This is a genomic window from Streptomyces sp. NBC_00425 (assembly GCF_036030735.1).
Classification (GTDB): Bacteria; Actinomycetota; Actinomycetes; order Streptomycetales; family Streptomycetaceae; genus Streptomyces.
This window is the reverse complement of sequence record NZ_CP107928.1, coordinates 3,989,562-4,002,901: the sequence shown is the minus strand read 5'-3', so window position 1 is coordinate 4,002,901 and position 13,340 is coordinate 3,989,562. Positions and strand designations below refer to the sequence as shown.

The following is a 13,340-nucleotide window of genomic DNA, read 5'->3' as shown; positions in this document are numbered from 1 at the left end:
CTGTCACGCGTCTTCGCGCCCAGCACTTCGGAAGCTACCGCAGCCCACTGACAATGGCCTGCCGAGTCGACGAAAGCGCAGGTGGAACGCCCCGTCCGGGCCTTGCGGCCGCCCCTCAGACCAGCTGCCTGACCGACATCAGAAGGTGCCGGTGGCTCTCCGGCGCGTCCGCCGCGCTCAGCAGCGTCCGCTGGCCCGTCCCCAGCAGCTCCATCCGCAGCCGCGCCGCCCCGAACGACGACAGCGCGTCCAGGAGATACGCCGGGTTGAAGGCGACCGTGACGTCCTCGGATCCGGTCAGCCGGGCCGGCAGCCGCTGCGCCGCCACGTCGTCGCCGTATCCGGCGCGCAGCAGGACCGACTCCGCCGTGAAGTCCAGCCGCACCGGGCTGTTCGTCTCCGCCACCACCGCGACCCTGCGCACGGCCTCCGTCAGCGCCCCGCACTCCACCTCGGCCACCACGGCCTCTCCCATGTCGAACAGCTTCCCGTACGACGGCAGCCGCCCGTCCAGCGGCCGCAGGACCGTCCGCATCCGCCCGCCCCCGAACCCGACCGGTCCGCTCCCGGCAGCCCCGTCGAGGCCGATCCGCACGGTGCCGCACCGCGCGAGCGACCGGGCCGCGTCCAGCAGCCGCCGCGCCGGCAGCAGCGTCTCCACCACGCCCGCGCCCGCCGCCTCCGGCTCCGCCTTCCACTCAAGCCGCCGCACCGCGTACCGGTAGCGGTCCGACGCCGACAGCGCCATCTCGTCGCCTTCCAGGCGCAGTTGGACGCCGGTCAGCACCGGGAGGGTGTCGTCGCGACCCGCCGCCACGGCGACCTGCGCGACGGCGGTCGCGAACGCGGCCGCGTCGACGGCGCCGTACGCCTGCGGGGGCGCGGGCGGGGAGGGGTACTCCTCGTGCGGGAGGGTGGACAGGCCGAAGCCGGTGCCGCCCGCCTCGACCGTGAACCGCGTCCCCTCCAGCGCACAGCTCACCGGCCCGTCCGGCAGCACCTTGCAGATGTCCAGCAGCCGCCGCCCGAGGACGAGCACCCGGCCGCCGGTTCCCACCTCGGCGTCCGCCTCGATGCGCGCGGCCGTCTCGAAGTCGAACCCCGACACGGCCAGCGTCCCCGCCGACGCCTGAAGCACCAGACCGCCCAGCACCGGCACCGGCGTGCGGGCCGGCAGCGCGCGGGCCGCCCATCCCACGGCCTCGACGAGATCACCGCGGTCGATCCGGAACTCCATGGATGAAAACCCCCTGTGCCAGAAACCGGTCAGTGGTCGCGGAGGCTATCCGCGACCACTGACAACGGGCTCTGAACAGGCAGGAACGGGAACGAGGGAGGGCGGTCAGGCGGCCGCCGGCGCCTCCCGGCGCGCCGCGCGCGTGCCCGCCACCGTGATCGCGACGACGCCGAGCACCGCGAAGAGGCCGACGCCGACCGTGCCGGACCAGCCGCCCGAGTGGAAGGCGATCGCACCGACGGTGGAGCCCGCGCTGGAGCCGACGTAGTACGCGGACTGGTAGAGCGCGGAGGCCTGGGCGCGGCCGGTGGTCGCGGTCCTGCTGACCGCCGACGACGCCACCGCGTGCCCCGCGAAGAAGCCCGCCGTGATCAGGACCAGGCCCAGCAGCACCGACGCCAGCGAGTCCGCGAGGGAGAGCAGCAGGCCCGCGGCGGTCGTGCCGCCCGCCAGGTACAGCGCGCCGCGCCGCCCCAGCCGGCCGACCAGCCGGCCCGCCGTCGACGCGGACACCGTGCCCACCAGATACACCAGGAAGATCGAGCCGACGACGCCCTGCGGAAGCGAGAACGGCTCCTCCGTCAGCCGGTACCCGATCACCGTGTACACGCCGCCGAAGACGGTCATGAACAGCGCGCCGATCGCGTACAGCCGGCGCAGCAGCGGGTCGGCGAGGTGGCCGCGGACGGTCCGGACCAGGACGCGGGGCGCCAGGGATCCGGGCGTGAAGTGGCGCGGCGCAGGCAGCAGCAGCCGGAAGGCGACCGCGCAGGCCACCGCCAGCGCGCCGATCACGCCGACGGCGATCCGCCAGCCCCACTCCTGCGCGACCCAGCCGGTGATGACCCGGCCGCTCATCCCGCCGACGCTGTTGCCGGCCACGAACAGACCGATCGCCGTGACCAGCGCCTTCGGCCGGACCTCCTCCGCGAGGTAGGCCGTGGCCGAGGCGGGGAGCCCGGCCAGCGCCGCGCCCTGCACCGCCCGCAGCACGACCAGCCAGCCCAGGGAGGGCGCGAACGGGACCAGCAGGCCCACGCCGACCGCGACCGCCAGCGAGGCCGTCATCACGGTGCGGCGGCCGTAGCGCTCCGACAGGGCGCTCATCGGCAGGACGAACAGCGCCAGCCCGCCGGTCGCCGCCGCCACCGTCCAGCTCGCCTGACTCGCCGCCACCCCGAAGTCGTCGGAGATCAGCGGCAGGAGCGCCTGCGTGGAGTACAGCAGGGCGAAGGTCGCCACGCCGGCGAGGAAGAGCGCGAAGCTCATCCGGCGGTAGCCGGGGCCGCCGGGGGCCAGACGTGAGTCGGAAGGGGCGGCGGAGGCGGAGGCGGGGGCGGGGGCGGTCGAGCGGGCGGGCGAAGCGGCGACCACGATCGTGGACGCCCCGGTACTGGCGGGAGACATGCCTCGAACCTACGGACGGTCCCGCTGATCCGTCCAATGCATGGACTCGTCATAATCGTTCCCATGGTGCATCAGCAGAGGTCACAGACTCGCCTGTCACCGTCCGGTGACACAGAAGACACCACCGACATGGCGAGGCTGCTCGCCCCCCGACTCGCCTACTTCGCCGGGGTCGCCCGCACCGAGCACGTCACGCGCGCCGCTCAGGAGATGGACGTTCCCCAGTCGACGCTGTCCCGCGCGATGGTCCGGCTGGAACAGGATCTCGGCGTCGACCTGTTCGCCCGCCGCGGCCGCACGGTCTCCCTCACCCCGGCCGGCCGTACCTTCCTCGCCTCGGTGGAACGCGCCCTCGCGGAGATCGAACGGGCCGCCGACGAGGTCCGCGCCGACGCCGACCCGACGGCCGGCAAGGTCGCGTTCGGCTTTCTGCACACCATGGGCGCGGAGACCGTGCCCGGGCTGCTGCACGCCTTCCGAGCCGACCACCCGCGGGTGCGCTTCAGCCTCGTGCAGAACTACGGCGAGGCGATGCTCGAAGGGCTGCGGGCCGGCGAGCTGGACCTCTGTCTCACCTCCCCGGTCCCGGACGCCCCGGACCTCGTCGCCCGCAGGCTCGACGAGCAGAAACTGCGCCTGGTCGTCCCGGCCGACCACCGGCTCGCCGCCCGCAGAAGGGTCCGCCTGGCCGAGGCCGCCGACGAGACCTTCGTGACCCTGGAACCCGGCTACGGCCTGCGCCGCATCACCGACGACCTCTGCAAGGAGGCGGGCTTCCGGCCCCGGGTCGCCTTCGAGGGGGAGGAGGCGGAGACGCTGCGCGGACTGGTGGCGGCGGGCCTGGGCGTCGCCCTGCTGCCACCGCCGGCCGTGGCCCGTCCCGGCGTGGTGGAACTGACGGTCACGGCCCCGCGGGCGGCCCGCGAGATCGGCGTGGCCTGGCTCGACGGCCGTCCGGACACCCCGCCGGTGGCCGCTTTCAAGAAGTTCCTGCTCTCGAGACGGGGCAACCTGCTCCCGTCCTAGAGCGGACACGGCCCAGGCGTGGCGACCACGACGGGGCGTACGGCCGAGCTGGCGGCCTCCCGTTCCTACCGTCGCCGTAACGACTTCCCGAAACCGGCTGCCAGCGGCATGCGCAGGCCCAGCGGGGGCGGCGCCGCGAGCGCGTCCTCGACCGGGCGGGAGAGGGCCCTGCCGAACAGCACGCCCATGACGAAGTCCTCGGCGAGGGCGTGGACCTCGGCGCGGTACTGGTGCAACCCATGGCCGTCGGAGTGCACTTCGAACCGGCACACGTCCCGGTTCGCCTTCTTGGCGCGGGCCGCGAGCCGGAACGACAGCTCGGGGTCGCAGCGTTCGTCCTTGGTGCCGTGCACGAGGAGCACCCGTCGTCCCACGAGTTGCCTGACCGGCTCGGGCGGAGCCGCCATGTCCTCCTCCGGCAGCCACGGAGCCATCGCCAGCACGGAGTTGACGGCGTCGTGGCCGCCCGCGTGCAGCGCGGCCCGCGCGCCCATGTCGACGCCGGCCAGGCACACCGGGACGTCCCCGTACCGCCGTACGATCTCGTCGGCGGCCCAGGCCGCGTCGGTCGCGAGATGCGCCTCGCTGCCGTTCCAGCCGCGGTAGCGGTAGTGCACGGCGTGCACGGCCAGCCCCTCCCCGGCTCCCGCCCGCGCGAGTCTGCGCCCGAGGCCCCGGACGGAGACGGCCGCCCACAGGGCCGACGGTCTGCGGCCGGAGACCTCCTCACCGCCCGGGAGCAACAGCACCGCTCCGCTCACCGCCGTCGGCTCCGGGCCGAGCGCCCTCCCCAGCCGGGCCGTCCGAACCGGCGTCAGTTCCTGTGCCATGGCAGAACAGTGTCAGAAGCAGTGGTGTACTCCACCTGTCCGTGCGGTCACCGTTACATATCGGCGGAGTTGTACAACGCGCGATCTACGCGCGTAGGAGTTAGAGTGCCGAAATGACGAGCCAGAGCATCCAGACGGGCATCACCCCGAGCCCGGACCAGATCCGGCGGGCGCCCAAGGTTCTGCTGCACGACCACCTCGACGGCGGGCTGCGGCCCGGCACGATCGTCGACCTCGCCCGGGAGACCGGGTACTCCCGCCTTCCCGAGACGGATCCCGACAAGCTCGGCCTCTGGTTCCGGGAGGCCGCCGACTCCGGCTCCCTCGAGCGGTACCTGGAGACCTTCTCGCACACGGTCGGCGTGATGCAGACCCGCGAGGCCCTGGTGCGGGTCGCCCGCGAGTGCGCCGAGGACCTCGCCGAGGACGGCGTCGTCTACGCCGAGGTGCGGTACGCGCCCGAGCAGCACCTCGACGGCGGACTGACCCTCGAGCAGGTCGTCGAGGCCGTCAACGAGGGCTTCCGGGAAGGGGAGCGGGCGGCCCGCGGCAACGGCCACCGCATCCGCGTCGGCGCCCTGCTGACCGCCATGCGGCACGCGGCCCGCGCGCTGGAGATCGCCGAACTCGCCAACCGCTACCGGGATCTGGGCGTCGTCGGCTTCGACATCGCGGGCGCCGAGGCCGGCTACCCGCCCACCCGGCACCTCGACGCCTTCGAGTACCTCAAGCGCGAGAACAACCACTTCACCATCCACGCCGGCGAGGCCTTCGGGCTGCCGTCCATCTGGCAGGCGCTGCAGTGGTGCGGCGCCGACCGGCTCGGGCACGGCGTGCGGATCATCGACGACATCGAGGTCGCGGACGACGGCTCGGTGAAGCTCGGGCGGCTCGCCTCCTACGTCCGCGACAAGCGCGTCCCGCTGGAGATGTGCCCCAGCTCCAACCTGCAGACCGGAGCGGCCGCCTCCTACGCCGAACACCCCATCGGGCTGCTGCGCCGGCTCCACTTCCGGACCACCGTCAACACGGACAACCGGCTGATGTCCGGCACCAGCATGAGCCGGGAATTCGAGCACCTGGTCGACGCATTCGGTTACACGCTCGACGATCTGCAGTGGTTCTCGGTCAATGCTATGAAGTCAGCATTCATTCCTTTCGATGAACGACTCGCCATGATCAGTGACGTGATCAAGCCCGGTTATGCCGAGCTGAAATCCGAATGGCTGTTCCAGTAAACCGTCTTCACCAGCGGTTCTTTGGTGACGGAAAGCTGAGTGGGAAATCTTGGGCGTACGAAATGCGGGCGGGTGTTCACCAACCGTCCGCATTTCGATGTTTGCCGCTGACCCCGTCCCGTGTTTACGGTCGAGAACCGCTCAGTTCCCCGTATCCCATTCGAGGACGCATTCATCATGAAGCAGTCTGCTGCCAAGACCCTCGGCGTCGCCGCTCTCGGTGCCGCCTTCGCCGCCGTCGGTGCGGGCGCCGCGAACGCCGCCCCTGCCGTACCGGACGCCACGCAGGCCCTGGACGGCATCACCCGGACGCTGCCGGCGGAGAACGTGACCCAGGCGCTGCCCGCCGCCGGCGAGGTGCTGACGCAGGCCCAGCCGGCGCTCGGCGCCGGCCTGACCGCCGCCCAGCCGGTCGCCGGGAAGCTGCTCGCCGAAGGCCCCACCGCGCCCGTCTCCGGGCTGCTCGGCGGTCTGCCGCTGCAGGGCCTGCCCACCCACGGCCTGCCGGTCAACGGAATCCCGCTGGGCTGAGCGGCGCCTCCCGCCGCACCCACCGCAGACCCGTCACGCCGTCGGGGCGTGCCCGTACGTACCGGGCACGCCCCGACGGCGTTCTGTGCGGTGGTGGGTCACCAGGCGGTGCGCGCCGCCTTGTCCTCCGACGGCAGGAGGAACCAGAGGGCTATGTAGAGCAGGAACTGCGGCCCGGGCAGCAGGCAGGAGAGCACGAAGATCACGCGCATCGTGGTCGCGGAGGTGCCGAAGCGGCGGGCCAGCGCGGCGCACACTCCGCCGATCATGCGGCCGTGGGTGGGGCGGGCGAGGCTGGACATCTGCGGCTCCTTCGTGAGCGTCCGTCGGAGGCGGCCCTTGCGGCTGCTCCCCATGACGACAACGCTACGGTGACGAAGGGGGACGAAGCGTCGCTCTACGGGGCGATGCCGACCCTGGGAATCCTCGGGGTGCGACCCTGAGCCGTCTCCCCCTGCCGGACCCCGGCACGCCCCCAGGGCTCCTCCCGGCGGCGCAGCCGGCCGCGGACCGCCGGCACCACCGCGACGTGCGCCAGGGCCACGCCGACCGTGTTCAGCAGCATCGAGTCGACGTCCGCGACCTGACCGGGCACCCCCGTCTGCAGCAACTCGACGGCCAGGGACAGCAGCGCGCCCGCCGTGACCGTGCGGACCAGGGAGGCGAGCGGCGACACGCGCAGCCTGCCGTGCACCAGCGGGAGCAGGAAGCCCAGCGGGGCGAACAGTCCGAGCCCGGCGCCGATCCGCGACGCCGCCTCGGGCCAGCCCAGCCTCAGATCGGCGCGGATCCCGTCGAACGGATGCAGGTTGGCGGGCATCACCCAGGGAACGTTCAGTGGGCGCAGCGTGACCCAGGCGACGAACACGAGGTGGGCGGCCAGGAGGAGAATCCCGGCCGCGCGGATGCGGATCGCGGCGCTGCCGCCGATGGAGCCTTGACGCTGCACGCCCCCCAAGACGCGCCCCCCGGCACGATCGGTTCCGGCTCACCGGCGCGGCCCCCGGACCGCTCTCCGCCCCGCCGCGATGTGACAGTCGATGACCTGCGACGACGTCGACGCCCGCCCCCGCATGAGGCGTCCGACACACCCGGCCGCCGTTCCAGCGGGCCGGGTGCGCCGACGAGAGGCGGGCGCGGGCGGGCGTGCGGGCGCGGGAAGCGCGGGGACGGCGGGCGGTGCGGAGTCGGGAGCGGAGTACGGAGCGGGGAGGGGGCGGACCCTCAGCCGCCGCTCGTGACGGCCGACGACGGGGGTTCCGTGCTGCCGGGCCGTGAGCGGACCTCGTCGGTGCACTCGTAGCGGCGCACGGGCTCAGGACCGGGACCGCCCAGGATCACCGAGCCGTCGCCCTCGGCCGCCGCCGAGTCGGAGAAGGTGCACACGACCTGCGCGAGCGCGTACGAGGTGAGGTCCCCGGGCGGGACGCTCAGCCGCAGCGCGTCGTCCGGGTCCTTGGCCGCCGGACCGTTCACGGTCATGGCTCCGCGCACGTCCGTCGTGTACCCGGCCTCCTTCTCGGGGGTGGACGGCGACTCGGCGAGCTGGTCGAGCAGGCCCTGCGCGACCAGCGCGCGCCGCGCGGAGCCGGCCGAGCCGTCCGGCACCCGCACACTGCGGTCCACGGCCACCAGCGACGAGCCGCACAGCAGGAACACCTGGACCGGCACGCCCGCGCGCGCGGCCTGCGACGACACGGCGGGGTCGGTGAGCGAGCAGCGCACCCGGGAGGGCGCGGGACCGAAGTCGGTCGGCACCTCGGTCGCCCGGATGCCGCAGCCCGCGAGCGGACCGGCCAGGCCGGCCAGCAGCGCGGCGGCGCCCAGTCGTCGTACGGTCGCACGGCCCATGGTCACGATGCGTCCCCCTCGTCCTGCCCGGTCGTCACGCCCTGCTCGCCGCCGTCCGCGCCGTCCTGTTCCGCCGCTTCGGCGACGCCCCGCGGCAGCCGCAGCGTGAAGACCGCGCCGCCCTCCGGGGAGTTGGCGGCGGTGATCTCACCGCCGTGGATGTGGGCGTTCTCCAGTGCGATGGACAGGCCGAGCCCGCTGCCCTCGGAACGCGGCCGGGAGGCGCTCGCCTTGTAGAACCGGTCGAAGACGTGCGGCAGCACCTCCTCCGGGATGCCGGGCCCGTGGTCGCGCACGGAGATGACCACCGAGTCGTCCTGCGCCGACACCGACACCCGCACCGGCGAACCGCCGTGCTTGAGCGCGTTGCCGATGAGGTTGGCCAGGATGACGTCCAGCCGGCGCGGGTCGAGCCGGGCGTGGATGCCGCGCTCCGCGGCCAGGTCGACGGCGTCCAGCCAGGCACGCGCGTCGATGCACGCGGTGATCTGGTCGGCGACGTCGACGTCGTCCAGGACCAGCCGCGCGGTCCCCGCGTCGAAGCGGGTGACCTCCATCAGGTTCTCCACGAGGGTGTTCAGCCGCCGCGTCTCGCTCACCACCAGCCGCACCGCGGGCTCGATCATCGGGTCGATGCTGCCCGACTCGGCGTCCAGCTCCTCCTCCAGCACCTCCGCGACGGTGGTGATGGCGGTCAGCGGCGTCCGCAGCTCGTGCGACATGTCGGCGACGAACCGGCGCGAGGCCTCGTCACGGGCGGCCATGTCGTCGACCCGCTTCTCCAGCGCCTCGGCGGTCCGGTTGAACGTCCGCGAAAGATCGGCGAGCTCGTCCGTCCCGGAGACCCGCAGCCGGGTGTCGAGCCGTCCCTCGCCCAGCCGGCGCGCCGCGACGCCCAGCCGGTGCACCGGCTTCAGGACGGTCGTGGCGGCGGCCTGCGCGAGCAGCGCGGCCCCGACCAGCGCGAGGGCGGTGGCGATCCCCAGCGACCAGGCCAGCGAGTTGAGGTCCTTGGCCTCCGGCGCCAGCGACTTGCGCATGTAGCCGGTGGGCCCGCCCCCGTTCACCCGCGTCCCGGCCACCAGGTAGGGCGTCCCGTGGTCCACGACCCGCTGCCAGTACAGGTGGTACGGCGACTTGTTGCCGCCGGTGACGTCCTGCTGCTTGTTCACCGCCGTGCGCAGCGACTCGGGGACGTCCCCCAGCGAGAACCCGTTGAGCCCGTTCGAGTTGCCGTACACGGTCTTGCCGCTGTCGTCCGCGCCCACCAGCAGCACGTTGAACCGCTGACTGCTGTTGGCCATCTGTCCCGCGGTGTGCTGGAGCTCGTCCTGCGAGGGATGCGCCGGCAGCGAACCCGCCCGGTTCTGCATCTCCTGCTCGAAGTCCCGCAGCACCGAGCCCTGGGTGCGGGTCAGCACGGCCTCGCGGTTCAGCCAGTACGCGATGCCGGACGCGGACACGGCGGCCGTCAGCGCCACCGCGCCGAAGACCACCACCAGCCGCAGGCGCAGGCTGGTCAGACGCAGCCGTGACAGTTTTCCCTTGCGCGCCGCGGACCAGCCGCGGAGCCCCCCCTGCGCCTGTGTCACTGAGGGGCGTCCAGGCGGTAGCCGACGCCGCGCACGGTGCGGATCAGGACCGGGGAGGACGGCACGTCCTCCACCTTGGCCCGCAGCCGCTGGACACAGGCGTCCACCAGCCGGGAGTCGCCCAGGTAGTCGTGCTCCCACACCAGCCGCAGCAACTGCTGCCGCGACAGCGCCTGTCCCGGCCGACGGCTCAGTTCGAGCAGCAGCCGCAGCTCGGTCGGCGTGAGCTGCAGATCCTCGCCGTTCTTCGTCACCGTCATCGCGGCACGGTCGATGACGAGGCTGCCGAAGGTCGCCGCGTCGCTCGACTCGCGCTCGCCGCGCCGCAGCACGGCCCGGATCCGGGCGTCCAGCACCCGGCCCTGGATGGGCTTGACGACGTAGTCGTCGGCGCCGGACTCCAGCCCGACGACCACGTCGATGTCGTCACTGCGCGCGGTGAGCAGGATGATCGGCAGCTGGTCGGTGCGCCGGATGCGACGGCACACCTCGAAACCGTCGATGCCGGGCAGCATCACGTCCAGCACGATCAGGTCCGGCCGCTGCTCGCGCAGCAGCTTCAGACCGTCCTCACCGCTCGCAGCGGTCGCCACCCGGTGCCCCTGGCGCGTCAGTGAGAGCTCCAGGGCCGTACGGATGGCGTCGTCGTCCTCGATCAGCAACAGGGAAGGCACGGGCTCATTCTGGCGCATGAGGGGGCTGTCGTTCGACCTGTGGGTAGGTGCCGGTCCGGGCGCGGCCGCCGCGGAGCGGCGGTTCCGGCGGCGCGGGCGGCGTGCGAGGGGCCGCGAAAATCCCGCGAACGCCTGCGCCAGAGGCGTACGAATGTCCGGTACGCACGCCGCGGACCTGCGGTTTCGTCGAGTTCGGGCGCTCCTTCGCGCGGCCGCGGGCCGGCCGTCCGGACGCGGTGGGACGGAATCGACCGCTCCTCGCCGCAGGTCGCGGCCATGACATGAGATCGGTCGGTGACCGCGCGGCGCCCCGCCGGCTGGTCCGTCGGGGCGCGGGGGCGGTTCAGGACCCCGCGCCCCTTGCCCGGCGACCTGTGCCGACCAGGTCAACTGCCGTACCGCGCAAGCCTGTGGAGCGTCTGTGGTGTTCCCGTGACAGGCCCCTGTGACAGGTCTGTGACAGACGGCGGACACGGCGATGAAGTGGCCCGGGCAGTCTTTTGGTCACGAGGCGGGGCGACGCGGAGAACGAACACCGCGAGGCCCGGCCGAGGCACCAGACAGAACACCGGAAGTCCACGACGGGGGGCGCGAGATGAACACGCTGCACGGTATGAGCACCAACGCAGTCGCAGTCGTCACGCGTCTGCACGACGTGAACCGGGGTTCCGAGAAGTCTGGCGCAGTGAGCGGGCGGGGGTGCGCTCGCGGCGCCGGACGTCAGCACACCGGGTTCATGACGGTGGTCGACACGGGGGAACAGGCGGCTCACGGGGGAGCCGCGTACGGGGAGGACTCGGGGGAGCGTCGCTCCCTGACGGAGGCGGAGTTCACCGCCTACGTCCAGGAGCGCCGCGCCTCCCTGTACGCCACCGCCTACCACCTCACCGGTGACCGCTTCGAGGCCGAGGACCTGCTGCAGAGCGCGCTGTTCTCGACCTACCGGGCCTGGGAGCGGATCAGCGACAAGGCCGCGGTCGGCGGATACCTCCGCCGGACGATGACCAACCTGCACATCAGCGCGTGGCGCCGCCGCAAGCTGAACGAGTACCCGACCGAGGAACTGCCGGAGACGCCCGGCGACACGGACGCGATGCGCGGCACCGAGCTGCGCGCCGTCCTGTGGCAGGCGCTGGCCCGGCTGCCCGAACTCCAGCGGACGATGCTGGTCCTTCGCTACTACGAGGGCCGCACCGACCCGGAGATCGCGGAGATCCTCGACATCAGTGTCGGCACGGTGAAGTCGAGCATCTGGCGGTCGCTCCGCCGGCTGCGCGAGGACGAGGTCCTCAGCTTCGGCCGTGACGAGGAGGACGCCTTCGGGGAGCTGGTCGCCTGAGGGTGAACGGGGGAGGGCCCGGCTCCGCTCAGGGGAGCCGGTGAACGGGGGAGCGGTGCCGGGGGGACCCGACGGGGGACGTACGGGGGAGCGGCACCGCGCAAGCACGGGGGAAGCACCACAGGGGGAGCACGGGGGAAGCACCGGGGAGCGGGGCTGGAGGGCCGGGGGGTCCGTCCAGTCCCGCTCTTCCGCGTCGCGGCCCGTCGACGCGACCTGAGCGCCCGGACCGCCGTACCGGGCGGGAGCGCCGGACCGGTCCCGAGGCCTTCCCGTGCGGCCAGGCCAGATCCGGACGAAGCGGCCCTAGGCGGCGGTTCGCGTGGTGGCGGCGCGGCGGCCCGCGGCTGCGGCGGCCAGGCGGCCCATCGCCTCGTCGCGGTCGCAGGCGTGCGCGCCCAGCCCGGTCTGCCGGGCCACGATGGAGCGTTCGGCGCGCATCAGACGCCAGCCGCGCCGCAGAAGGAAGGGCACCGACTTGCGGCCCTCCTTCAGATCGCGCAGGAAGCGGCGGCGGAAGGTCTTCACCGGACCGCGGCTCAGGCACAGCGCGTCCGCCAGGACGCCCAGCTCCCGGCAGCGGACGACGATCTCGGCGGCGAAGATGCCCTCGGCGATGAACAGCGGGGTCCGCCCGATCTCGACCGCCTCCTCGCCGGTGCGCGCGCTGAGCGAGAGGTCGTAGACGGGAACATGTGTGCGTCCGGTCCCGCACAGGTCCACGATCGCGGCGACGGCGGCGTCCGCGTCCCACGAGTCGGGGTGGTCCCAGTCGATGTCGGAGCTCCCGGCGACCGACGGCAGCGTCGGGTCGTCGCCCTCCTTGTAGAAGTCGTCGAGCCGCAGCACAGGCAGGCCGGAGCGGGCGGCGAGCAGGGACTTGCCGGAGCCGGAAGGGCCGCAGAGCAGCACGACTCGCGTCGGTATGGGCGGAGGGGGCGTCACGGGACACCAGTGTGAGGCATCCCCCCGTCCGTCAACGACCCCGCGGGTCGGCTTTGATGCGCGCGTCACATCTCAACTACCCTTCGTGGCGACCTGATCACCTTGCGCATCAGAAGGCGGCATCGACGATGGCCCGACACGACTCCCCCCAGACCTCCACCGGCCGGCGCGCCCTCGCCGCCCTCGCGACCGTCGGGGTGGCGCTGGGCGCGGGCGCCTCGGCCGCCTCGGCGGCGACCGGCGAACCGGTCCTCGACGCGGTGAACAGCCGGCCCACCTCGATCGGCTCCCTCGACCCGCAGGCGGGCGTGCAGGGGGCGCTGGGCGCCCTGCCGTACGTCACCGGCGCCGTCTCCGGCCTCAAGCCCAACCCCCTCGCGGGCACCGGCGTCGACCCCCTGGACAACGGCGTGGGAACCCAGCTCGCCGACTTCCAGCCCCTGACGTCCCAGATGCTGACCGCCCCGGTCGCGCAGGCGCAGTCGATCGGCTCGATCCCGGTGCTGGGCGAGGTGACGAAGGTGCTGGGCGGCTGAAGCCCGCCCGTACGGGAGAGCCGCGCCGGCCCCGGACGGAGGGCGGGCGCGGCTCTCGATCTCGGGCCGCGTCTCCTCCGGACGGAGAGGAGGCGCGGCCCCGCTCGTGGGGGCGCCGGTGCGACGCCCCGAGG

General features: G+C 73.2%; 14 protein-coding genes. 5 read left to right on the top strand and 9 right to left on the bottom strand.

The window, feature by feature from the left end:
* Positions 1–115: 115 nt before the first annotated feature.
* Both dnaN and OHS82_RS16945 read right to left on the bottom strand, forming a co-directional pair.
* Complete coding sequence (dnaN, locus tag OHS82_RS16950; RefSeq protein ID WP_057584538.1) at positions 116–1,237, bottom strand: DNA polymerase III subunit beta; 1,122 nt, start codon at positions 1,235–1,237, stop codon at positions 116–118.
* A 105-nt stretch (positions 1,238–1,342) separates the two neighbouring features.
* Positions 1,343–2,644 (bottom strand): MFS transporter, encoded by a 1,302-nt coding sequence (locus OHS82_RS16945; protein ID WP_328434099.1) that lies wholly within the window; start codon positions 2,642–2,644, stop codon positions 1,343–1,345.
* A gap of 63 nt (positions 2,645–2,707) precedes the next feature.
* Here OHS82_RS16945 and OHS82_RS16940 point away from each other — a divergent pair, with 63 nt between their 5' ends.
* Positions 2,708–3,670: a LysR family transcriptional regulator gene (locus OHS82_RS16940; protein ID WP_079041639.1), complete on the top strand. Its 963-nt coding sequence runs from the start codon at positions 2,708–2,710 to the stop codon at positions 3,668–3,670.
* Between the two features lie 65 nt (positions 3,671–3,735).
* Here OHS82_RS16940 and OHS82_RS16935 read toward each other — a convergent pair whose 3' ends face one another.
* Entirely contained in the window at positions 3,736–4,500 is a 765-nt protein-coding gene (locus OHS82_RS16935) for a prolyl oligopeptidase family serine peptidase (RefSeq protein WP_057584535.1), read from the bottom strand.
* A gap of 113 nt (positions 4,501–4,613) precedes the next feature.
* On the opposite strand from OHS82_RS16935, the gene OHS82_RS16930 reads away from it, so the two are divergent.
* Positions 4,614–5,738, top strand: coding sequence for an adenosine deaminase (locus OHS82_RS16930; protein ID WP_057584534.1), 1,125 nt, complete (start codon positions 4,614–4,616; stop codon positions 5,736–5,738).
* Between the two features lie 177 nt (positions 5,739–5,915).
* Entirely contained in the window at positions 5,916–6,269 is a 354-nt protein-coding gene (locus OHS82_RS16925; protein WP_057584533.1) for a hypothetical protein, read from the top strand.
* A 98-nt stretch (positions 6,270–6,367) separates the two neighbouring features.
* On the opposite strand, the gene OHS82_RS16920 is transcribed toward OHS82_RS16925, so the two are convergent.
* From OHS82_RS16920 to afsQ1, 5 genes are all read right to left on the bottom strand, one after another.
* Positions 6,368–6,571, bottom strand: a complete 204-nt coding sequence (locus tag OHS82_RS16920) for a PspC domain-containing protein (RefSeq protein WP_057584532.1) — start codon at positions 6,569–6,571, stop codon at positions 6,368–6,370.
* Positions 6,572–6,666: 95 nt separating this feature from the next.
* Positions 6,667–7,218 carry a VanZ family protein gene (locus OHS82_RS16915; protein WP_266726232.1) on the bottom strand — a complete coding sequence of 184 codons (552 nt, stop codon included), beginning with the start codon at positions 7,216–7,218 and terminating at the stop codon, positions 6,667–6,669.
* A 275-nt stretch (positions 7,219–7,493) separates the two neighbouring features.
* Positions 7,494–8,120: a hypothetical protein gene (locus OHS82_RS16910; protein ID WP_057584530.1), complete on the bottom strand. Its 627-nt coding sequence runs from the start codon at positions 8,118–8,120 to the stop codon at positions 7,494–7,496.
* A 2-nt stretch (positions 8,121–8,122) separates the two neighbouring features.
* Positions 8,123–9,712, bottom strand: a complete 1,590-nt coding sequence (locus tag OHS82_RS16905) for a sensor histidine kinase (RefSeq protein WP_057584529.1) — start codon at positions 9,710–9,712, stop codon at positions 8,123–8,125.
* Positions 9,709–10,386, bottom strand: coding sequence for a two-component system response regulator AfsQ1 (gene afsQ1 / locus OHS82_RS16900; RefSeq protein WP_057584528.1), 678 nt, complete (start codon positions 10,384–10,386; stop codon positions 9,709–9,711). The genes OHS82_RS16905 and afsQ1 overlap by 4 nt, the downstream gene beginning before the upstream one ends.
* Positions 10,387–10,981: 595 nt before the next feature.
* On the opposite strand from afsQ1, the gene OHS82_RS16895 reads away from it, so the two are divergent.
* The gene (locus tag OHS82_RS16895) at positions 10,982–11,725 is read left to right on the top strand and encodes a SigE family RNA polymerase sigma factor (RefSeq protein ID WP_328434098.1); all 744 of its coding nucleotides are present in this window, start codon (positions 10,982–10,984) and stop codon (positions 11,723–11,725) included.
* Between the two features lie 306 nt (positions 11,726–12,031).
* Here the strand turns inward: OHS82_RS16895 and OHS82_RS16890 are convergent, their stop codons facing one another.
* Complete coding sequence (locus tag OHS82_RS16890; RefSeq protein WP_079041637.1) at positions 12,032–12,739, bottom strand: uridine kinase; 708 nt, start codon at positions 12,737–12,739, stop codon at positions 12,032–12,034.
* A gap of 59 nt (positions 12,740–12,798) precedes the next feature.
* Between OHS82_RS16890 and OHS82_RS16885 the strand changes: the two genes are divergently transcribed.
* Entirely contained in the window at positions 12,799–13,206 is a 408-nt protein-coding gene (locus tag OHS82_RS16885) for a hypothetical protein (RefSeq protein ID WP_328434097.1), read from the top strand.
* Positions 13,207–13,340: the final 134 nt, after the last annotated feature.

Excerpts from the sequence above, each read along its gene's own strand:
- dnaN (WP_057584538.1), bottom strand. The coding sequence starts at position 1,237 with ATGGAGTTCCGGATCGACCGCGGTGATCTCGTCGAGGCCGTGGGATGG.
- OHS82_RS16945 (WP_328434099.1), bottom strand. The coding sequence starts at position 2,644 with ATGTCTCCCGCCAGTACCGGGGCGTCCACGATCGTGGTCGCCGCTTCG.
- OHS82_RS16940 (WP_079041639.1), top strand. The coding sequence starts at position 2,708 with ATGGTGCATCAGCAGAGGTCACAGACTCGCCTGTCACCGTCCGGTGAC.
- OHS82_RS16935 (WP_057584535.1), bottom strand. The coding sequence starts at position 4,500 with ATGGCACAGGAACTGACGCCGGTTCGGACGGCCCGGCTGGGGAGGGCG.
- OHS82_RS16930 (WP_057584534.1), top strand. The coding sequence starts at position 4,614 with ATGACGAGCCAGAGCATCCAGACGGGCATCACCCCGAGCCCGGACCAG.
- OHS82_RS16925 (WP_057584533.1), top strand. The coding sequence starts at position 5,916 with ATGAAGCAGTCTGCTGCCAAGACCCTCGGCGTCGCCGCTCTCGGTGCC.
- OHS82_RS16920 (WP_057584532.1), bottom strand. The coding sequence starts at position 6,571 with ATGTCCAGCCTCGCCCGCCCCACCCACGGCCGCATGATCGGCGGAGTG.
- OHS82_RS16910 (WP_057584530.1), bottom strand. The coding sequence starts at position 8,120 with ATGGGCCGTGCGACCGTACGACGACTGGGCGCCGCCGCGCTGCTGGCC.
- OHS82_RS16895 (WP_328434098.1), top strand. The coding sequence starts at position 10,982 with ATGAACACGCTGCACGGTATGAGCACCAACGCAGTCGCAGTCGTCACG.
- OHS82_RS16885 (WP_328434097.1), top strand. The coding sequence starts at position 12,799 with ATGGCCCGACACGACTCCCCCCAGACCTCCACCGGCCGGCGCGCCCTC.